This window comes from Catenovulum agarivorans DS-2 (assembly GCF_000568405.1).
Classification (GTDB): domain Bacteria; phylum Pseudomonadota; class Gammaproteobacteria; order Enterobacterales; family Alteromonadaceae; genus Catenovulum; species Catenovulum agarivorans_A.
In genome coordinates this window covers 68,718-87,513 of sequence record NZ_ARZY01000008.1, presented here as the reverse complement: position 1 = coordinate 87,513, position 18,796 = coordinate 68,718, and the positions used below count along the sequence as shown (strand labels likewise).

General features: G+C 41.7%; 23 protein-coding genes. 5 read left to right on the top strand and 18 right to left on the bottom strand.

Annotated elements, in window-relative coordinates; all coding sequences use genetic code 11:
* Positions 1-528: 528 nt before the first annotated feature.
* A complete protein-coding gene (locus DS2_RS06450) occupies positions 529-780 on the top strand; it encodes a type II toxin-antitoxin system Phd/YefM family antitoxin (protein ID WP_035013850.1) in 252 nt (83 codons plus the stop codon).
* Complete coding sequence (locus DS2_RS06445; protein WP_035013849.1) at positions 777-1,031, top strand: Txe/YoeB family addiction module toxin; 255 nt, start codon at positions 777-779, stop codon at positions 1,029-1,031. Before DS2_RS06450 ends, DS2_RS06445 begins: the two co-directional genes overlap by 4 nt.
* A 110-nt stretch (positions 1,032-1,141) precedes the next feature.
* Here the strand turns inward: DS2_RS06445 and ahpF are convergent, their stop codons facing one another.
* From ahpF to DS2_RS06425, 4 genes are all read right to left on the bottom strand, one after another.
* Positions 1,142-2,716, bottom strand: a complete 1,575-nt coding sequence (gene ahpF / locus DS2_RS06440) for an alkyl hydroperoxide reductase subunit F (RefSeq protein ID WP_035013848.1) — start codon at positions 2,714-2,716, stop codon at positions 1,142-1,144.
* A gap of 88 nt (positions 2,717-2,804) precedes the next feature.
* Entirely contained in the window at positions 2,805-3,374 is a 570-nt protein-coding gene (gene ahpC, locus DS2_RS06435; RefSeq protein ID WP_035013847.1) for an alkyl hydroperoxide reductase subunit C, read from the bottom strand.
* Between the two features lie 140 nt (positions 3,375-3,514).
* Entirely contained in the window at positions 3,515-4,381 is an 867-nt protein-coding gene (locus DS2_RS06430) for a hypothetical protein (protein WP_035013846.1), read from the bottom strand.
* 78 nt (positions 4,382-4,459) lie between these two features.
* Positions 4,460-5,356, bottom strand: coding sequence for an FAD:protein FMN transferase (locus tag DS2_RS06425; protein ID WP_051479674.1), 897 nt, complete (start codon positions 5,354-5,356; stop codon positions 4,460-4,462).
* Positions 5,357-5,497: 141 nt separating this feature from the next.
* On the opposite strand from DS2_RS06425, the gene DS2_RS06420 reads away from it, so the two are divergent.
* Together DS2_RS06420 and DS2_RS06415 are read left to right on the top strand one after the other, a co-directional pair.
* A complete protein-coding gene (locus tag DS2_RS06420; RefSeq protein ID WP_035013845.1) occupies positions 5,498-6,094 on the top strand; it encodes a hypothetical protein in 597 nt (198 codons plus the stop codon).
* A 17-nt stretch (positions 6,095-6,111) separates the two neighbouring features.
* Positions 6,112-6,903, top strand: coding sequence for an ion transporter (locus DS2_RS06415; protein WP_035013844.1), 792 nt, complete (start codon positions 6,112-6,114; stop codon positions 6,901-6,903).
* A gap of 61 nt (positions 6,904-6,964) precedes the next feature.
* On the opposite strand, the gene DS2_RS06410 is transcribed toward DS2_RS06415, so the two are convergent.
* Genes DS2_RS06410 through DS2_RS06400 form a run of 3 tightly spaced genes read right to left on the bottom strand, consistent with a single transcriptional unit; the run spans position 6,965 to position 9,276 of the window.
* Complete coding sequence (locus DS2_RS06410) at positions 6,965-7,399, bottom strand: DUF2214 family protein (protein WP_035013843.1); 435 nt, start codon at positions 7,397-7,399, stop codon at positions 6,965-6,967.
* Positions 7,400-7,424: 25 nt separating this feature from the next.
* Positions 7,425-8,375 carry a tRNA-dihydrouridine synthase gene (locus DS2_RS06405; RefSeq protein ID WP_200870121.1) on the bottom strand — a complete coding sequence of 317 codons (951 nt, stop codon included), beginning with the start codon at positions 8,373-8,375 and terminating at the stop codon, positions 7,425-7,427.
* A complete protein-coding gene (locus DS2_RS06400; RefSeq protein ID WP_035013842.1) occupies positions 8,365-9,276 on the bottom strand; it encodes a class I SAM-dependent methyltransferase in 912 nt (303 codons plus the stop codon). The genes DS2_RS06405 and DS2_RS06400 overlap by 11 nt, the downstream gene beginning before the upstream one ends.
* Positions 9,277-9,550: 274 nt before the next feature.
* On the opposite strand from DS2_RS06400, the gene DS2_RS06395 reads away from it, so the two are divergent.
* Positions 9,551-10,603: a DUF4097 family beta strand repeat-containing protein gene (locus DS2_RS06395; RefSeq protein WP_035013841.1), complete on the top strand. Its 1,053-nt coding sequence runs from the start codon at positions 9,551-9,553 to the stop codon at positions 10,601-10,603.
* Positions 10,604-10,665: 62 nt separating this feature from the next.
* Here DS2_RS06395 and DS2_RS06390 read toward each other — a convergent pair whose 3' ends face one another.
* From DS2_RS06390 to DS2_RS06345, 11 genes are all read right to left on the bottom strand, one after another.
* Complete coding sequence (locus tag DS2_RS06390) at positions 10,666-11,448, bottom strand: EAL domain-containing protein (protein ID WP_051479673.1); 783 nt, start codon at positions 11,446-11,448, stop codon at positions 10,666-10,668.
* A gap of 27 nt (positions 11,449-11,475) precedes the next feature.
* Positions 11,476-11,847, bottom strand: coding sequence for a Fis family transcriptional regulator (locus DS2_RS06385; protein WP_152537553.1), 372 nt, complete (start codon positions 11,845-11,847; stop codon positions 11,476-11,478).
* Between the two features lie 5 nt (positions 11,848-11,852).
* Positions 11,853-12,014 (bottom strand): hypothetical protein, encoded by a 162-nt coding sequence (locus tag DS2_RS20535; protein ID WP_160168542.1) that lies wholly within the window; start codon positions 12,012-12,014, stop codon positions 11,853-11,855.
* Positions 11,998-12,195 (bottom strand): hypothetical protein, encoded by a 198-nt coding sequence (locus DS2_RS06380; protein ID WP_035013840.1) that lies wholly within the window; start codon positions 12,193-12,195, stop codon positions 11,998-12,000. The genes DS2_RS20535 and DS2_RS06380 overlap by 17 nt, the downstream gene beginning before the upstream one ends.
* Before the next feature lie 536 nt (positions 12,196-12,731).
* The gene (ureG, locus tag DS2_RS06375; protein WP_035013839.1) at positions 12,732-13,355 is read right to left on the bottom strand and encodes an urease accessory protein UreG; all 624 of its coding nucleotides are present in this window, start codon (positions 13,353-13,355) and stop codon (positions 12,732-12,734) included.
* A 34-nt stretch (positions 13,356-13,389) separates the two neighbouring features.
* Positions 13,390-14,124, bottom strand: a complete 735-nt coding sequence (locus DS2_RS06370) for an urease accessory protein UreF (RefSeq protein ID WP_235188552.1) — start codon at positions 14,122-14,124, stop codon at positions 13,390-13,392.
* Complete coding sequence (locus DS2_RS06365; RefSeq protein ID WP_035013838.1) at positions 14,090-14,539, bottom strand: urease accessory protein UreE; 450 nt, start codon at positions 14,537-14,539, stop codon at positions 14,090-14,092. The genes DS2_RS06370 and DS2_RS06365 overlap by 35 nt, the downstream gene beginning before the upstream one ends.
* Positions 14,540-15,526: 987 nt before the next feature.
* Positions 15,527-17,230, bottom strand: coding sequence for an urease subunit alpha (gene ureC, locus DS2_RS06360; RefSeq protein ID WP_035013837.1), 1,704 nt, complete (start codon positions 17,228-17,230; stop codon positions 15,527-15,529).
* Positions 17,230-17,538, bottom strand: coding sequence for an urease subunit beta (locus tag DS2_RS06355; protein WP_035013836.1), 309 nt, complete (start codon positions 17,536-17,538; stop codon positions 17,230-17,232). The genes ureC and DS2_RS06355 overlap by 1 nt, the downstream gene beginning before the upstream one ends.
* A 9-nt stretch (positions 17,539-17,547) precedes the next feature.
* Positions 17,548-17,850 (bottom strand): urease subunit gamma, encoded by a 303-nt coding sequence (locus DS2_RS06350; RefSeq protein WP_016956967.1) that lies wholly within the window; start codon positions 17,848-17,850, stop codon positions 17,548-17,550.
* A 24-nt stretch (positions 17,851-17,874) separates the two neighbouring features.
* The gene (locus DS2_RS06345; RefSeq protein WP_235188551.1) at positions 17,875-18,768 is read right to left on the bottom strand and encodes an urease accessory protein UreD; all 894 of its coding nucleotides are present in this window, start codon (positions 18,766-18,768) and stop codon (positions 17,875-17,877) included.
* Positions 18,769-18,796: the final 28 nt, after the last annotated feature.

Genomic DNA, 18,796 nt, shown 5'->3' with positions numbered 1-18,796 from the left:
GTGTCGGCTCAAGATACACATACATGCCGATGATTGGACACACCAGAGACAAAACAAACAGCCTTAAAAACCATTCATTTTTGATTAGAAAGCCACTGCAGAGCCCAAGAAAGATCCCAGAAAAAACACTATTTTTTAGATTCAGAAAAATAAAGTATGTATTAAAGCCAAATGTTTTTTCTACAGCTGACGTATAGCTATAGTAATTGTCGAGTCCAATTGTGTGATTTGCTAGTAACATCCACAGATCTGAGCCAAAAACAGTGGATACGTATGTGTGCGTGATGCTTGTAAAGTAACCAACGTAGAACAGACAAATCAACACGCCTATAAAAAATATATACCTTAAGCCAATTCTAAATTTATTCATCCTGAATTCTGTGATGTGCATAACACGCAACTATAAACCAACAGTTATAGCTATATTAACGGCCTGAACAAGATGAGCCAAACTTTTTAGCCGTTATTGATTTGTCGGTTATGTTTAACTAAACTTAGTCGTACAGAATTAAGTACAGGTACTTTTTTATGGACGCCATTAGTTACACCACAGCACGAGCAAATTTAGCAAAAACAATGGAAAAAGTTTGCACTGATCATGCACCGGTAATCATTACCCGAAAAAGCGAAAGCCCAGTCGTTATGATGTCTTTAGAAGACTATCAAGCTATGCAGGAAACAACCTACCTATTACGATCACCAGCGAATGCCAAAGCACTGCTAGAATCTATTGCTGAATTAGAAGCTGGCAAAGGTACAGAAAGAGAATTAATAGAGTGAAATTAACTTTTTCATCTGCGGCCTGGGAACAATATTTATACTGGCAAAATACAGATAAAAAGATACTCAAAAGAATCAATACGCTTATAAAAGACATTCAGCACGAACCTTATGACGGCATAGGCAAACCCGAGCCGCTAAAACATGGCTTGTCAGGTTATTGGTCGCGCAGAATTAATGATGAACACAGAATTGTGTATAAATATCAAGATCAAACAATTTTGATAGCACAACTGCGTTACCACTATTAAGCATGGCACTAATTAAGTCCCCCACCACAAAACAAAAGCACGCTTAGCACCCACCGGTACTAAACCTGCTTTTTTCATCACTGTGGTTTGGCTAAACAGCCAAGCATTTTTTATGCTGCTTTTTGCTCACTATCTTCCGGTGCTAAGCGGATTAAATAATCAAACGCGCTGAGTGATGCGGTTGCGCCTGAGCCCATGGCAATAATAATTTGTTTGTACGGGCTGGTGGTTACATCACCTGCAGCAAATACGCCAGGAATGGATGTTTCGCCACGTTCGTTAACAATTATTTCGCCGCGTTGGGTTAAATCAACATCACCATCTAACCATTCGCTGTTTGGCACTAAACCAATTTGTACAAAGATACCGGCCAGTTCAATATGTTGCTGCTCGCCTGTTGCTCTGTCTATATAGTTTAAGCCAGTCACTTTTTGTCCGTCACCCACCACTTCTGTGGTTTGAGCTTGTTTGATAATTTGAATGTTGGGCATAGAGCGCGCTTTGGATTGCAATACTTCGTCGGCTCTAAGTGTTTTATCAAATTCCAACACAGTTACTTGCTCAACTATACCGGCTAAATCAATCGCAGCTTCAATGCCTGAATTACCGCCGCCTATTACTGCAACTTTTTTGCCTTTAAATAATGGGCCGTCACAGTGTGGGCAATAAGCAACACCTTTGCCGCGGTATTCTTTTTCACCCGGCACATTCATTTCACGCCAGCGCGCACCTGTGGCTAACACAACCGATTTGCTCGACACTGTAGCGCCACTTTGCAAACCAATATCAATCATGTCATTTCGACTTATTGAGCTGGCTCTTTGTTGGTCAATAATATCTACGTTGTAATCTTTAACGTGTTCTTCTAACCCTGCAACTAACTTAGGCCCTTCAGTAGCTTTAACTGAAATAAAGTTTTCTATAGCAACTGTGTCCATCACTTGTCCACCAAAACGCTCGGCGACTATGCCTGTACGCAGACCTTTACGCGCAGCATATATTGCAGCAGCTGCACCCGCTGGGCCACCGCCCACAACCAGTACATCGTATGGGTCTTTTTGGTTAATTTTTTCCGCTTCACGCTTTGCCGCGCCAGTATCTACTTTATTCAAGATTTCTTTTAACGAAATACGACCTTGTGCAAATACTTCACCATTTAGGTAAACACTTGGTACCGCCATAATATTGCGCTGTGATACCTCATCGGCAAATACTGCGCCGTCTATCATCACGTGTTCAACATTCGGGTTTTCCAATGCAATTAAATTAAGCGCTTGGACAACCTCAGGACAGTTTTGGCAGCTAAGCGAAATATAGGTTTCAAACTTTAATGGCCCTGGTAATTGACGGATCTGTTCAATTACTTCAGCTGTTTGTTTGCTTGGATGCCCACCTGCTTGCAACACAGCTAAAATAAGTGAAGTAAATTCGTGTCCCATAGGGACTCCTGCAAAACCAACCTGTGTTCCACGCGCTACATTTTTCACCGCCATGGATGGTGTGCGTGTACTTGTGCCATCCGCTTGTTGCACGGATATTTGTTGATTAATGCTCGCCAAGTCGTCTGCAAGTTGCTGCAGCTCTTTTGCCTTGACGCTGTCATCAAGCGACAGAAGCAACTCAACCGGCTGGGTTATAGCGGAAAAATGACTGGTTAATTGTTGTTTAATTTTGCTGTCTAACATAACAACTCCAAGGAAAAATAACTGAAAAAATTAACGGTTGTGGTAAATGAGGGGAATATCCCCCTCATTTAATTTGGCTATCTAACGGTTAGATTTTGCCAACTAAGTCTAATGAAGGTGCTAATGTTTCTTCACCTGGTTGCCATGCAGCTGGGCAAACTTCACCGTCGTGCTCTGCAACATATTGTGCTGCTTGAATTTTACGAACCAATTCTTTTGCACTGCGGCCAATACCTAAATCATGGATTTCAGCTACTTTGATTTCACCTTCAGGGTTGATAACAAAAGTACCGCGAAGTGCTAAACCATCCTCTTCAATCATTACACCGAAGTTGCGAGAAATACGGCCAGTTGGGTCACCAATCATTGGAAAATCAATTTTACCAATAGTGTCTGACGTGTCGTGCCATGCTTTGTGGGTAAAGTGTGTATCTGTTGATACTGAATAAACTTCAACACCCATTTGTTGCAACTGTGCGTAGTGGTCAGCCAAATCACCTAATTCTGTTGGACATACAAAGGTAAAGTCAGCTGGGTAGAAGAATACAACCGACCACTTACCGTTTAGGTCTTTGTCTGATACTTCAATGAAATCGCCTTTGTGAAAAGCAGTTGCGTTAAATTCTTTAATTTTAGTGTTGATAATTGATTGAGTCATAACTGTCTCCTAATAAAGTTCTGGTTAACTAAGTTGTTGTTTGCTTCGGGAACTATATTAGGAAAACAGGCTTAATCTGTATAACAGACTGTTTCGATTATCACATTCGATTTTTCCGATGGCTTGAGTTTTTACTCAATTTAGTCGCCTGCTGATTTGGGGATATACCAAAGTTGTTTATTGGCGATTGGGGTCTGTTTAGGCAAGGTAGGATTGTTTAAATGCAAAACTCGCCTTTGGGCAAAGTTGGTCTTTTTTATCGCTTCGGCAAATGTTTGTTTAAACATTTGCTCAAATTCTCCGTTGGCGAGCATTTTGTGCAGGCCTTGTTCAATTTTTGCGGCTAAAGTTTTATTGGTTCGATTTACAAAAAAGTACAGAGCAGTTGGATAATATAACGCAAGATGCCTTTCAACCGCCACTTGATGCCCTTGCGCTTTAAATTGCTCGCTCTCCGACCATATTTCAAATACACCACGTGGAAAGTATTGTGCTTTGCCGGCGCTCAATACATCAATTAAATCAATATAGTTTGCTTTGGTCACTAGCTTAAGTTGGTTGCGTTGAAGAATTTCACAGTCTGGCCAATCTTGCCCTTGCACTGCGGTATATAAAGATAATTGGTCGCGATTTTTAACATTAGCAAATAAGCTTTGATGCTTAGGTTTAATTAAAAACAATCGCCAACCACTGAGCCCCTTAGTTAACGGAATTCGAATAGGTAAGTACAAAGCTTCGCGTTGCTTGTTGGTCATAGTCCAAACCACATCCACCTGCTTACGATATAACAAGTTTAATGCTTGCTCTTGATCAATGATTTTTTCGTAAAGCTCGAGTTTGTATGTAGACGGGGTTTTACTTAACGCTTTTTCCAACAGTTTTATTGGATAATTATGTTGTTTGTCCCATTCACCTAGTGGCGGGGGGTAAACAATAGTCTGAGCAACAGCCGTAGCTAGAGATAAATAAGCGACCAGCACTAATCCGAAAGCACATATACGCTGCATAATTTTCAAACAATTATTTAGTAGGTTTATTTTAGCTTAGTTGCGGTGGCGGATATTTTCCAACCTCTAGCGGTAAAATTAACCGATCAATTTGTATTGCAAACCTTGTTGTTGCAAAAAGTTCTCGGCGTTGTCTCCTTGCAGCAGAGCAATGGTCGCCAAGCTTCCAGCATGAATGCAGGTTTTACTATAGACAGAAATAGAAACTGGAGCGCCTTCAATCGGCCAGCCCGTCTTGGGGTTTAAAATGTGCCCATATCTTTTGCCGTCTATTTCAATTGAGCGATGAATTTCGCCACTGGTTGCTAAAGCCCCTTGAGTTATTTCCACCAGTTCAACCTGTGGGGACAACGCATGTGGGTTTTCTATACTGACTTGCCAAGCTTGGCCGTCCTTGCGCGGTTGACTAACTTGCATATCGCCACCAAAGTTGACCAGCACAGAGGCGTTTGGCGCCAGCATGCTGCATGCATGCGCAACTAACCCGACCGCATATTCTTTGGCAATGGCCCCCAAATCAATTTCCATTCCAGCTGGAATCTGAATGGTTTTATTGTCAAATTTTACTTTATCCCAGCCGACCAGCTGCAATAATGCTGCGATTTGCTGTTTTGACGGGACCTTTGTTTGTTGGTTATCTAACGGCCATGCTCGACGCAAGATCCCCGATGAGATATCGAACAGACCATCCGATTTTTGATAACACTGATCGGCAAAACTGAGTAAGCGAAAAACTTCTTCATCAATATTGACGACTTCACCACGTGCATTATTGATTTCATAACAAATATTGTCGTTGCGATAACGACTAAATTTATGGTCTACCCGCATTGCCTGATGATATGCCAAAGCCGCAACCTGTTCTAACAATGCTGGTTCAAGCTTATCGACGAGCACTTCACATATGTTCGCCATAGCTTCAAATCGAATACAAGCATGTTGCTGGTAAAAATGTATTTTATAATCAGGTCGCATCTTGTTAGTCTTAATTCCACTCGGATAGGCTATCTTTATATTTAGAATATACCGTAGTGATGTGCAATAAAACAGTAGTGTTGGGCTAATCTATAAGAGAAAATACCGTTAATTACCTTAAAGTTCGTTCAAGGACGCAATATGAAAACATTTAGTCATTTAAAACTTGTACTTTTGTCACTTATCGCAGCTTGTAGTTTTACCTTGGTCAGTCAAGCGTACGCGCAAAATATTACCGCAGATCAAATCGAACAATGGTTAAAATCTGCACCGAAAATTGCATCTTGGTTTAACCAAAACCACAAGCTATTGGACACAACGGGCGAAATTGATTTTACCAATTCAGCGCCAAGCGAAGTTGCAGCTCAAGCATCGGCGGCGCTCAAACAAGTTAAACTGTACAACCAATTCCAAAATAAAGTTCAGTCACAAGGTTTTGCTTCGGTAGAAGAGTTTTTTATTGTCCAATCTGAAATTATCCAGGGCTACATGCAGGTCGCTATGCAGTCTTATTCGATATCACCTGAAATTCAACAAGAATTGAAAGACTCACTTGCTGAATTAGATGCCTCGGAGTTTTTGACTCAAGCACAAAAAGATCAAATGAAAGAGCAAATGTTGAGTATGTTCCAACAGTTGCAACCACAACAAGCAAAACAGACAAACAATCAAAAGTTGATAAGCCAATACGCAGATAAAATTCAACAAACGTTAGATAACTTTCCCTCAGAAGAATAAATTAAGGTTGTTACTGCATGACGCAAAACACATTAACCCACAGCGACATTAAAGCCCCTAGCCCTTTTGATATCGCTATGATGCTGCTATCAGCCGTGGCTATGGTGCTAGTTTTATGCATATTTGTTGTGCCAATGCATTCAGAAACTCGTAGGTTATTAACCTTAATTGATACCATGATTTGTACCGTGTTTATTCTGCACTTTGTGTTTAACTTGGTCTCATCAAACAACAAAATTGTTTATATTAAAGAGCATTGGCTTGAGTTTATTGCCAGCATTCCACTGATTGAACCTTTAAGGCTTTTACGTTTTTTACAAATTTTCAGGGTCATTCGTATGATCCGCATCGCTCGCAGTGTACTGTTGCCTATTTTAAAACAGCGGATCCAAACAACTATGGCTGGACTGCTGGTTTTTATGGTGATTATTGTTGCCGGCAGTGCAGTTGCCATTTTTATCATCGAGAGCAATGCGCCTAACGCTAACATTACCACCGCTGAAGATGCTTTGTGGTGGGGGCTGATTACTATTTCTACAGTTGGTTACGGTGACTTTTATCCAGTTACAACTTGGGGTCGAGTGATTAGTAGCTTGTTGATCATTAGTGGCGTCAGTCTATTTGGTGTAATTTCAGGTTATATCGCGTCTAGCTTTTCCAAGGCGCCCGAGGATACTGAACACACACCAATTTGGGCTGAAAAAATGATGCAAGAGCACAATACCCAACACCAACAACTGTTAAACAAAGTTTCGAGCTTGGAAGCAGAAATCACCGAGTTAAAGAAGCAACAGCAGAGTCAACAGTAACATGCTGAAAAATAAAACTTATCGCATTAAGAGATATTGCTTAATGCGATATTTTAAGTACTTAGGCTAAGCCTACGCCTCTTGCCATTAACGCAGCTAATAACGGCATAATTAACAACAAAGTTAATTCAGCACGAATAATCATAACGATTTTTTTCGGTATCTGAATTGTCTCGCCAACAAAGCTACGATTCTTAATAAAGTAAATGGTTGGATAAATAGATAACAATGCCATGACTACAAACAAGGTCATCTTGACATGGAAAATCGGATTCTTACTATAAAATTCAGCAGGCTTGCCGACACTGACAATTAATAACACACCTGCAACTAAAACTAGCACAGCCCCCAATCCATAAACAGCATCAGCAATACGCAAGCTCTTAAATTGCTGCTTGTTAAGCTGCCAGCCAGTTAAGATATGCGTAGCAACTAAGCCCGACGACAAAAGTATTATGCCGATAAAATGCATATAACGAACTAGAATTTCATCCATTGTTTTCCCCTTTCTCAATGTGAGCTTAGTGTAAGCTTGTTAAATGTTGTAAAACTTGATTTTTATCATGCAACTTGCGGATTGATAATAACAAATCGCTTGCTTGTGGAAAGTGTATTTTCAGGTAGCGCAACCATTGCTTCACGCGGTTACCATAATATAAACCTTTATCATGGTCTATTTCTAAATCAGCGTAAGCAATTAAAACTTCTATAGCCTCCAGCCAAGTTAGTTGCACAGCGTTGTGCCGCAGTACGCTGGCTATATTGGGCATAGCTAAAGCACCACGTCCTACCATTAAATGCTGACAGCCACTTTGGCTTAGACAGTTTTCAGCATCAGCCACTGACCATACCTCACCGTTTGCAATCACTGGCATATCCACTTTATCAATAATCCGACTAATCTCGAACCAATAAGCAGGCGGCTTATAACCATGAGCTTTTGTTCGTGCATGTACCGCCAAACTGCTCGCACCCGCTTGATTAACCGCATCAACATTCGCATGGAATAAACGAGCATCGTCAAAACCTAAACGAATTTTTGCACTAACAACATGTGGCTGTGGCACCGCATTGCGTACAGCTTTTACGATTTCGTATAACACCTCAGGCTCCTGCAACAATACCGCACCACCTTTGGAGTTATTAACCGTTTTGGCTGGGCAGCCGAAGTTTAAATCCACGCCATGAGATCCAAGCTCAATTGCTCGGACAGCATTCTCTGCCAAATAGTCAGGATTGTTACCCAATAACTGAACACGTACAGGTACGCCTGATGGTGTCTTGCCCTGATTAGTTTGCAATTCAGGGCATAACCGATAGAAGCTGCGCTCGGGTAATAAGGTTTGGCTTACACGCAAAAACTCAGTCACGCATAAATCAAAGCCTGAAAAACGCGTGAGCAAGTCACGCACAGCAAAGTCGACCACACCTTCCATGGGGGCGAGTGTCAGGCTTTTAATCTTAGACAACATTTTTGTACCAAAAGACTTTTAGGCCTTTTTCGGGGTACTTTTCTTTAAACACTTGCGGTGCACTTAAACTTTGCTGGTACCGCCAGTTCGGGGCAAATTCGTCCACCTGTCGCTGTAAAAAAGTCGCAGACAAATCAGGGGCATTTAAACACAATAAAATATCTGCGTCTTTGGCTAAAAATTCAGTCATGCGACGAATGATTTTTGCATAGTCCCGTTCAATATTAACTGAACCTTTTTGAAAGGCAGGTGGATCACAAATAAGCATATCGTAGGGGGCATGCTTGCGCACTCGACCAAAGGATTTAAACAAGTCGACCGCTTCGTATTTCACCTTGGTTTTATCTTGTTTATTCAGTTGATGATTTGTGCGGCCTTGCGCCAGCGCAGCTTTGCTCATATCTAAATTGACCACTGACTCCGCTCCACCCGCAATCGCAGCAACTGAAAAAGCACAAGTATAAGCAAACAAGTTTAATACTCGTTTGCCACTAGCATGTTGCTTGACCCAATCCCGACCATTTTTCATATCTAAAAACAATCCGTGATTTTGTTTCTTTCCTAAGGTTAATTGATACTGCAAACCAAGCTCTGTAACGACCAGCTCATTAACCATATCACCAAATAAAACTTCACATTGACCTTGGTCGTATGAACCGCTGATAGCATATCTATGCTGCAGAATTAGACTTTGGCATTCAGGTAAATTTGTTTTCACCCAAGATTGGATCGCTTCTTTTAGCTCAGAATCAACAGGTTTGTAAGCAGTCACATACACTACAGGCTTTAACCAATCTATACAAACATGTTCTAAGCCGGCAAAACAATGGCCTCTACCATGAAACAATCTTTGACAATCATCACCTGTTGGTAGTTGGATATTTTTAATAAGAGTATTCATTTTAAGCTTCTGTCGTTAATAGGCTGGTTACAACTGGCGAGCATTATACCTAACCTAAACTTGCGATACCTAAGAGATTCACAATTAAAAAAATAACAATATTGACCACACAAGTGACCAATAATTAGCAAAAATAACCAACAAGCATTAATTGTTTTTTACCATTTTAAAAAACACCTTTATAAAAAGCCTTTTAAAACAAAAATTTAAATACTTTGGCACGTTTAAAGCTATTGCGATAACAAACTAGACCTGTGATTAAAAGGATTAACTGATGAACAAACTCACTTACTCATTAAGCGCAACCGCCATTATTGCAACCCTTGTAAGCGGCGTAAATGCCAATAGCAGCCAACCACATATCAATGAGCAATCATTGCAACTATCTGATTTTAAGACCTTAAAACTTAAAACCTTTCATTCAAACGTTGTGGTATCTCACACTAGCGACACCGATAGCCACTTCCACATGCAACAAACTTTATTAGATGGCAGCTCTGAAGATTGTTTGTATAGCTGGGAAATTGACAAAAGTTGGGGAACAGCCGAAATTAGCTTACAAAAGCAAAATAATAACTTTTTCAGCTCGTGTTCGGTAGAGCGTAAAATAACCATTCGTTTAGGCAAAAATGATTTTAATAAAGTATATATAAGCCATCATCATGGTGGGATAAATGTCGACCAATTAAACTACAGCAGTATTGAAATCGACAGTCATCATAGTCAATTCACGGTTAGCGAAATGACTGCTAGCACGTTGGAGATTGATAAACACCATGCTGCGATCAAGATTGACAACATTGTCGCAGATAGCATTTATTTTGATGGCTCTCATGGTTCAACGGATATATTGAGCATAACCGCTAAGCTATTAGAAGCAGAAGTGAACCACGGCTCGTTCGCTGTTAAGCGCAGTGAAATCGGTAAAACCAATATTGAAAGCGCCCACGCCAGCATAATGATAGATGAGTTTATCGGCTCATCATTCAAAGCTGACAGCGCCCATGGCAAAGTTAAGTTGGCAGCTAAACAATTAGACAGAGCTGAAATCGAAAACAAGCATGGTGAAATTCATTTTGTCGGTTCAAGTAAAAAACTTAAAACAGATAACAGCCATGGCAGCACCTATATTAAACAACTGCAACAAGACGGATTCGAAATCTCTAGCCAATCGCGACATGGCAATATAAACCTGTATTTACCTGAAGGTACTCAATATCAAGGGAAGCTATCGGGCGATAGCAGTTATAGCAATGGTAAAGCTGACAGCAAAAACAAAATTGATTTGTCGGTTAAACATGGCCACAGCCAAATCATTCATATTTAACTGAATTCAAAAATCCCCTGCCAAAGCCCCATTTTGCGATGTTTGCATATGGGGCTTTTTCATTAACTAAACCGCACAACCTTTGGCAAACACTCAAATTCAGGTTTGGCGAGATAGAAACCTTGAAATAACTTAATCCCTAGTTTTTGCAAAGTTTGCAACTCTGCCTGAGTTTCTATCCCTTCCGCCATTAACTTGGTATTAAGCTGCTTACACAGTGAAACCGCACTTTCAACAATCGCTTGACGACGCGGATCTGTGTCAATATTTCGAATCAGCGCCATATCTAATTTAACTAGGTCACATTCGACATCAGCCAATAGGGCTAAACCTGAATAGCCAGCACCAAAATCATCAATCGCAATTGAAAATCCGAGTTGTTGATAATGCTCGACTATATTTAATATATGTTTTTGGTCGAGTAGCTGTTCTTGTTCGGTAAACTCAAAAATGAGTTTGTCAGTCGGGAAGTTGTAAGTTTGTGCAGCAGACAAGGTCGCTTTAATACACAAACTTGGTTGATACACAGCATTGGGCATAAAATTAATGCATAAAAATTTATCTAAATTAAGTTCTGCCGCCAATTTAATTGCTTTTATTCGGCATGTTTGATCAAACCGATAGAGGTTTTGTTTGTTAACATGCTGAAAAACCCAACTCGCTGGTTGATTATTAGCACCACGCACTAAAGCTTCGTATGCAAAAATTGAGCGACTTTCGGTATCGACTATTGGTTGGAAAGCCATGCTAATCTCAAAGCCCAATCCAACGCCATTGCGGCATTCGTGGCAAGTCAGAGCTTTATAATCTACTGGTGTGTCATTGTTTACGTTGCTTATCTGCATAGTCTACATTTGATTGCTATTTTCAATTTAGTGTAGACAAGTCAGCCTGTATTGCCAGTTTCCATTGTGTTGGTTGTTGCAGGCCTGCTCACTATCAAACTGAATTTGTTTGTCTATATTACTGAATGTAATATCCAACGGCTGCAAATATTCAACAACCCAAGCTTTGATTTTATTAGCATGTTCACGCTGCGCATTGACCCGCTGTTCAGATGTAGCAAAAACCAATATCACTTTTAAGCTTTTGGCCAAATTTGCGTAATCAACCACGTGAGTTAGCCACTCAAACCCATCAATTTCATTTTGCGCTAAATGACATACTTGCGTGAGCTGGCGGACAATTTGTTTGTCGAGTTGTTTAATTTGTTTTTGAGTTAGCTTTTGATTTTGCTTGGGCATAGGTTTTATTTGAGCCACTTTTTGATAACTAAAGCAATTCGCCGATAGTCGTCTTCGGCGAATGTTTTTAGTAATACACCAACTCGTTTTGATTGGTGCATTTTCGGTTGTTGGCGCTTGTATATTTTATGCAATGCGCCGGATGGCTTGTTACTTTTGTCTGTCATCTTTAATTTGTTGCTGGCGGCTTTTCCACCAGCTTATGCCTTTTACAACCACTGCTGCAAAGGCTATCCAGAATATTGCATGATAAAAAGCGTGCGCTGTTTGATCTAAGCTGTGATCTGGATGCGCCATTGCTTGGGTTGTAAAAAATGTAGTGATAATCAGTAATATGCTTTTTAACATGTTTTTGTCCTCGTAAATTTAAATTCTGTCTCTGCCACGACGCAAGTTTGAAGCATAATTTTTAAAAACGCTGTGAATACTTCCATGTACGCTCTGCCCTGTCATCCATGACAGGGAGGTTTTAAAAATTAGCATTCAAACCAGCTTTACTAAACATTTTTATTGCTGCAAAAACTCACCGCAACATCAGTGCCCAAAAGGTGGATGGGTGTGTTATTTGCAAAACTTCAATCGGCATGGAAGCCGTTTGTGAGCGGGCCATGGATGGCCTTGCAGCGTTTTTGAAAATAATACCCCATTCGCCTTTACCTTCCCTGCCGCCCACCTAGCAGCGCTTTTAATTCCTGCCAGCACACGCACCGCAACATCAACGCCCAAAAGGTGGATGGGCGTGTTGTTTGCAAAACTTCAATCGGCATGGATGCCGTTTGCGAGCGGGCCATGGATGGCCTTGCAGCGTTTTTGCAAATAATGCCCCATTCGCCTTTACCTTCCCTGCCGCCCACCTAGCAGCGCGGCAAGTGCCAATCAACAAACTAAGCTGTGCGCGCTATATCCAACATACCTTCGGTTTCGATAAAACGAATAATATCATCTAAACCTTGCTTGGCTTTTAGATTACTAAAAATAAATGGTTTGTCACCACGCATTTTCTTCGAATCACGCTCCATCACCTCTAACGAAGCGCCAACATACTCAGCGATATCAATTTTATTGATAATTAACAAATCCGACTTAGTAATACCAGGCCCACCTTTACGTGGTATTTTATCACCAGCAGATACATCAATCACATAAATAGTTAAATCAGATAACTCAGGGCTAAAAGTTGCAGATAAATTATCACCGCCACTCTCAACTAAAACAAAATCTAACTCACCATGGCGTTTTTGCAACTCATCGATAGCCGCCAAATTCATCGATGCATCTTCACGAATAGCTGTGTGTGGACAACCGCCAGTTTCTACACCCATAATACGATCAGGCTCTAACGCACCGTGTCGAGTTAAAAATGCTGCGTCTTCGTGGGTATAAATATCATTGGTTACCACAGCCATATTGTATTTTTCACGCAGTGCTAAACATAATTCGCGCAATAACGCTGTTTTACCCGAACCAACCGGTCCACCTACACCAATTCGTAACGTTTGTTTTTTCATTTTGTTCTCCTGATCTTGCGCTTAACTTGTGCGGTTAAGACCTAAATAATCTTGAATATTGTGTTTCGTGCCAAGCACTAGCCATAGCAACACTCGGTAAACTATTGCCAATTTGTGAACGCTGACGAGAATTTGCATCAGCAATCACTTCATCAACTAACTCGCTTAAGCTAAACATTAAATTTTGCGCTTGCGTTTGCCCCAATGGCACCAGCTTAGTTGCCGCAGCAACTTGGTTTTCGATAAACATCCAACAAAAGCCAGTTAAAGCAAGCTGTTGGTCTAGCTGCCAACAATAACAAGCGACAGCAAATGCGCTGGCAAAACTAATATCCTGCCAATCTTGCATCTGCTCTAACAGTTTTATTTGCGCGGCGGTGAACTCGGTAGTTTGTTGAGTTAACACGCGTAATAACGCACGTCCCATAGCTACATCAGCCAATCGTAACTCTTGGCTTTCACGACTGGCAATAGCAAGCTCGTTTAATTGTTGCAGCTGCGCCTCATCGTTTGTTTGATTTAAGCAATCAAGTGCTAGCCGAATAATCACCAAATCAGTCGACCCGATTGAAGCTTGTAAGTTAGTGGTTATCCAAGCTGCACATTCCTCTACATTACTCACCCATCCCTCTTCCACCGCAAACTCAAGCCCTTGAGAAAACGAAAAACCGCCAACGGGTAAACCAGGGCTGCACAGCTGCAATAAACGAGTTAGTTTAAGTGAATTAACCACATTAGTGTGCATGCGAATGTCCTGAATGACTGCCATACGCACCGTTTTCTGGTTCAAATATTTCAGGAGCATCCGATGTTGTTAACCCGTACATTTCACACAATTCTTTTAGTACGTGATCGGGTTTAAAACGTAACCAACGCTCGCCCACTTGCAATACGGTATGGCGGTTACCTAAGTGATAACAAACTTTGCTGAATGTGTGCCAGTCTTCTGTGCTTGCTGTAATTACTGGCTCTTTGGCACCTTTGATTTCGATTAATAATCCACATTCGGTTTTTAATACTTCACCCACTCGCAATGGATTACCACGGTCGACGAAGATACCTATATCTTGCCCTTGGTCTGTTTTGCCTTTGATACGGGCTTTTTGCCTTGTTTCTCTATCTAATGTTATTGAGTCGTTTATTGCTTGATGTGTGTGACTCAATCTTTCAAATACTTGTAACATATATACCTTCTTAAATCTTTTTGTTGCTCTAGATCTTACAAACTAGGTAGTGCTTTTGACTTCGTGCCACGAAGCACGTTTGCAGCATAATTTTTATTACGGCTAACACTCCCGCTGCAACATCAAAAACGCCCAATCTGTCAGGAATCGCGATTAATACGCTGACTCGCTGGCAGTCCGTGCAACGAAGCAAGTTTGAAGCGTAATTTCTAAAAACGCCGTAAATATGTCCCTATAGGCTCCGCCCTGTCATCCATGACAGGGAGGTTTTAGAAATCAGCATTCAAACCCGCTTTACGAAACATTTTTATTGCGGCCAATTTACTCACCGCAATGCCTATGCCCAAAAGGTGAATGGGCGTGTTGGTCGAAAAATCTCTTTTTCAGGGATGAAAAAGCGAAGCGTACATGGATGTATTCACCGCGTTTTTTCGAACAATTCCCCATTCGCCTTTATCTTCCCTGCCACCCAATTAGCAGCGCTGGTAAACCCAAATCCCCAATCAGTCAGGAATCGCGATTAATACGCAGACTCGCTGTAAACCCATCCGTGGGAGCTCGAGACAAATCATCCATGATTTGTACGGTCTGCTTTATTAATCCCAATCCCTTCCTTCAACTATTTTGTCGCTGCCAATAAATTCACCGCAACACCAGTGCCAAAAAGGTGGATGGGCGTGTTGATCGAAAAATCTCTTTTTCAAGGATGAAAAAGCGAAGCGTACATGGATGTATTCACCGCGTTTTTTCGAGCAATTCCCCATTCACCTTGACCTTCCCTGCCACCGAGCTAGCAGCAACTTACCACCAATCGCAACACCAGTGCCAAAAAGGTGGATGGGCGTGTTGGTCGAAAAATCTCTTTTTCAGGGATGAAAAAGCGAAGCGTACATGGATGTATTCACCGCGTTTTTTCGAGCAATACCCCATTCGCCTTTACCTTCCCTGCCACCCAACTAGCAGCAACTAATCCACAACCGCGAAAACCTAAAATAAACAATATCGCTGCGCCAACGGTAATTCAGTCGCAGGCTCACAAGTTAACAACACACCATCCGCCGTCACCTCATAGGTTTGTGGATCAACCTCAACTTTAGGCGTTAACGAGTTATGGATCATATCCTTTTTACCGATATTACGAGTGTTTTTGCACACACCAATCATGCGGGTTAACCCCAACTGCTCAGGTACTTTTTTCTCAACCGCAGCTTGCGATAAAAACGTCATCGAAGTTTTAGCCGCAGCTTGCCCATGCGCACCAAACATAGGGCGATAATACACAGGTTGAGGCGTTGGGATAGACGCATTTGCATCGCCCATAGGGGCTGCAGCAATAAAACCACTCTTCAAAATTAATGAAGGTTTAATGCCAAAAAATGCTGGTTTCCATAACACTAAATCAGCTAACTTACCCACCTCAACCGAACCAATTTCATGGCTAACACCATGGCTAATTGCTGGGTTAATTGTGTATTTAGCAATATAACGTTTAGCGCGGAAGTTATCGTTTTCTTCAGTATCAGGTGCTAATGGCCCTCGTTGCACTTTCATCTTGTGAGCGGTTTGCCAAGTACGGCAAACCATCTCACCCACACGGCCCATAGCTTGTGAGTCTGAGGCGATCATACTGATTGCGCCGATATCATGCATAATATCTTCCGCCGCGATACTTTCTTTACGAATACGCGAGTCAGCAAAAGCGATATCTTCAGGGATATTTGGATCTAAATGATGGCAAACCATCAACATATCCAAATGTTCATCAATAGTATTGATTGTATACGGACGAGTTGGATTGGTTGAAGACGGCAATACATTTTCTTCACCACATGCGCGAATAATATCCGGTGAATGGCCACCACCCGCACCTTCGGTGTGGTAAGTATGGATGGTACGACCTTTAAACGCACCAATAGTATCTTCAACAAAACCTGACTCATTTAAGGTGTCGGTATGAATAGCTATTTGCACATCGTACTTTTCCGCTACACCTAAACAGGTATCAATAGCCTGTGGTGTTGTCCCCCAGTCTTCGTGCAGTTTTAAACCACAAACACCGGCTTCAATTTGTTCTTCTAACGCCAACGGCAAACTTGCATTGCCTTTACCCAAAAACCCAAAATTCATTGGCATATCGTTAGTCGCTTGCAACATTTTGAAAATATTCCAAGGACCAGGTGTACAAGTTGTCGCATTCGAACCTGTGGCAGGGCCAGTGCCGCCGCCAATCATAGTGGTTACACCAGACATCAAAGCTTCTTCAACTTGCTGAGGGCAAATAAAATGAATATGCGCATCAATACCACCCGCAGTGATTATTTGCCCTTCACCAGCAATAACCTCTGTACCTGGGCCAACTTCAATATCAATATTGTCTTGAACGTCAGGATTACCAGCTTTACCAATAATGGCGATACGGCCATCTTTAACACCGATATCGGCTTTAACTATGCCCCAGTGATCTAAAATCAGCGCATTGGTGATGACCAAATCAACGGTTTTATGGCACGATGCTTGGCTTTGCCCCATACCGTCGCGAATCACTTTACCACCACCAAATTTAACTTCTTCGCCGTAGGTGGTGAAATCTTTTTCAACTTCTATCCACAACTCAGTGTCACCCAAGCGCACCTTATCACCAACCGTTGGGCCGAACATATGTGCATATGCGTGTTTATCTATACTCGCCATTACTTCAGCCCTCCCATCACTTCACCTCTAAAACCATAAACTTTGCGTTTACCTGCGTAGGCAACTAAGGTCACTTCGCGCTCTTGGCCTGGTTCAAAACGCACTGCTGTGCCAGCGGTTATATCTAAACGAAAACCGTATGCTTTTTCACGATCGAATTTCAGTGCAGGGTTTGCTTCATAAAAATGGTAGTGTGAACCCACTTGTACAGGACGATCACCGCTGTTAACCACTTCTAAAGTAATTTTTGCTCGGCCCACATTAAGTTCTCGTTCGCCCGCGGGTGTTTTAATTTCACCTGGTATCATGCTGCGCTCCTATACAATTGGGTTGTGCACTGTTACTAGCTTAGTGCCATCAGGGAAGGTTGCTTCAACTTGTACTTCTGGAATTAGCTCTGCTATGCCTTCCATAACCTGATCACGGGTTAACAAAGTACGCCCATAATCCATTAACTCAGCAACGGTTTTGCCATCGCGCGCACCTTCAATAATTTCCATGGAGATATAGGCCATGGCTTCTGGATAATTGAGTTTTAAACCACGATTTAAACGTCGCTCCGCTAACAAAGCTGCGGTAAAAATCAGCAGCTTGTCTTTTTCTCTTGGTAATAAATCCATAATCAGTTCTCTTTGCTAGTTGTTCTAAGTTAACCAGATTCTTGGTTGCGCCACTTGGCTTTGATACAAAGCTTGGCGAGTTGTTTGCCAAAGGGCGATAAATATTTTTTTACACTCAGCGCTACGCTGCCCCAAATAACGAATAACAAAAACGTCTTCAATTAAGCTTATGCTAACGTGTTTGTTCAGCTCAGCATCTTCAACTTGTAAGCGTAGCGCATCAAGCAAATCTTGCTGCGCGAGTTTGTCGGTTAGTTTGCTCGGTGCTGTAATATAAAAAGTGCCGATAATAGGTTTGTTAGCCAAACCTGCACGTGCGAGTAATAATTTATTTTCAGGTGTAATCACTAACCTGTCGTGAATAGCGAGTTTGTTGTCGATATAAATTTGCGTTAACTGCTCAAACTTGCCTTGTTCAAATTCTTTGCCTATTGCCGGTAGCCCGAGCGATATAACATCCCACCCCAAATAAACACCTTGTTTATCTACATTCACGGTTAGATTATTTTTAGCATTGGCATTTGGATAAATTAAGGTTTCTTGTGGTAAGTGCTCAAGCCTTGAATTAGCTGCGACTGTGTAGGCTGTATCTTGCAACTGCAGTGCATGGCCAATTTGTTCATTTTCACGCGCGCGATAAAAACGATTCGCACCTGGCGTGGTTAATAAGGCTTGGCTGTTTTGTTCGGTTTTGGCGGTTATGTATAACTCGTCACCCGAGACTATACCCGCAGGTGGGTGCAATAAGTACACATGTGCGCAGTCCGGTCCTTCTGGGTAGAAGGCTTTTTGCACCGACAATGGACCATTTCGTTTTATATGGCTTAGTCGGCTGCCATGTGCTGTTTGGCTGAATGTTAAATCTAGCTGCGCTAACCATTGTCTTTGTTGTGGTTGGGCGCTTGCTGTTATTGTCATAATACCTTCTTTTGTTGTACTACCTTGC

Excerpts from the sequence above, each read along its gene's own strand:
- ureG (WP_035013839.1), bottom strand. The coding sequence starts at position 13,355 with ATGAAAAAACAAACGTTACGAATTGGTGTAGGTGGACCGGTTGGTTCG.
- DS2_RS06365 (WP_035013838.1), bottom strand. The coding sequence starts at position 14,539 with ATGTTACAAGTATTTGAAAGATTGAGTCACACACATCAAGCAATAAAC.
- DS2_RS06385 (WP_152537553.1), bottom strand. The coding sequence starts at position 11,847 with ATGCCCAAGCAAAATCAAAAGCTAACTCAAAAACAAATTAAACAACTC.
- DS2_RS06345 (WP_235188551.1), bottom strand. The coding sequence starts at position 18,768 with ATGACAATAACAGCAAGCGCCCAACCACAACAAAGACAATGGTTAGCG.
- DS2_RS06390 (WP_051479673.1), bottom strand. The coding sequence starts at position 11,448 with ATGCAGATAAGCAACGTAAACAATGACACACCAGTAGATTATAAAGCT.
- DS2_RS20535 (WP_160168542.1), bottom strand. The coding sequence starts at position 12,014 with ATGACAGACAAAAGTAACAAGCCATCCGGCGCATTGCATAAAATATAC.
- DS2_RS06405 (WP_200870121.1), bottom strand. The coding sequence starts at position 8,375 with ATGTTGTCTAAGATTAAAAGCCTGACACTCGCCCCCATGGAAGGTGTG.
- DS2_RS06380 (WP_035013840.1), bottom strand. The coding sequence starts at position 12,195 with ATGTTAAAAAGCATATTACTGATTATCACTACATTTTTTACAACCCAA.
- DS2_RS06395 (WP_035013841.1), top strand. The coding sequence starts at position 9,551 with ATGAACAAACTCACTTACTCATTAAGCGCAACCGCCATTATTGCAACC.
- DS2_RS06415 (WP_035013844.1), top strand. The coding sequence starts at position 6,112 with ATGACGCAAAACACATTAACCCACAGCGACATTAAAGCCCCTAGCCCT.
- DS2_RS06400 (WP_035013842.1), bottom strand. The coding sequence starts at position 9,276 with ATGAATACTCTTATTAAAAATATCCAACTACCAACAGGTGATGATTGT.
- DS2_RS06430 (WP_035013846.1), bottom strand. The coding sequence starts at position 4,381 with ATGCAGCGTATATGTGCTTTCGGATTAGTGCTGGTCGCTTATTTATCT.
- DS2_RS06350 (WP_016956967.1), bottom strand. The coding sequence starts at position 17,850 with ATGGATTTATTACCAAGAGAAAAAGACAAGCTGCTGATTTTTACCGCA.
- DS2_RS06410 (WP_035013843.1), bottom strand. The coding sequence starts at position 7,399 with ATGGATGAAATTCTAGTTCGTTATATGCATTTTATCGGCATAATACTT.
- ahpF (WP_035013848.1), bottom strand. The coding sequence starts at position 2,716 with ATGTTAGACAGCAAAATTAAACAACAATTAACCAGTCATTTTTCCGCT.
- DS2_RS06450 (WP_035013850.1), top strand. The coding sequence starts at position 529 with ATGGACGCCATTAGTTACACCACAGCACGAGCAAATTTAGCAAAAACA.
- DS2_RS06425 (WP_051479674.1), bottom strand. The coding sequence starts at position 5,356 with ATGCGACCTGATTATAAAATACATTTTTACCAGCAACATGCTTGTATT.
- ahpC (WP_035013847.1), bottom strand. The coding sequence starts at position 3,374 with ATGACTCAATCAATTATCAACACTAAAATTAAAGAATTTAACGCAACT.
- ureC (WP_035013837.1), bottom strand. The coding sequence starts at position 17,230 with ATGGCGAGTATAGATAAACACGCATATGCACATATGTTCGGCCCAACG.
- DS2_RS06370 (WP_235188552.1), bottom strand. The coding sequence starts at position 14,124 with ATGGCAGTCATTCAGGACATTCGCATGCACACTAATGTGGTTAATTCA.
- DS2_RS06355 (WP_035013836.1), bottom strand. The coding sequence starts at position 17,538 with ATGATACCAGGTGAAATTAAAACACCCGCGGGCGAACGAGAACTTAAT.
- DS2_RS06420 (WP_035013845.1), top strand. The coding sequence starts at position 5,498 with ATGAAAACATTTAGTCATTTAAAACTTGTACTTTTGTCACTTATCGCA.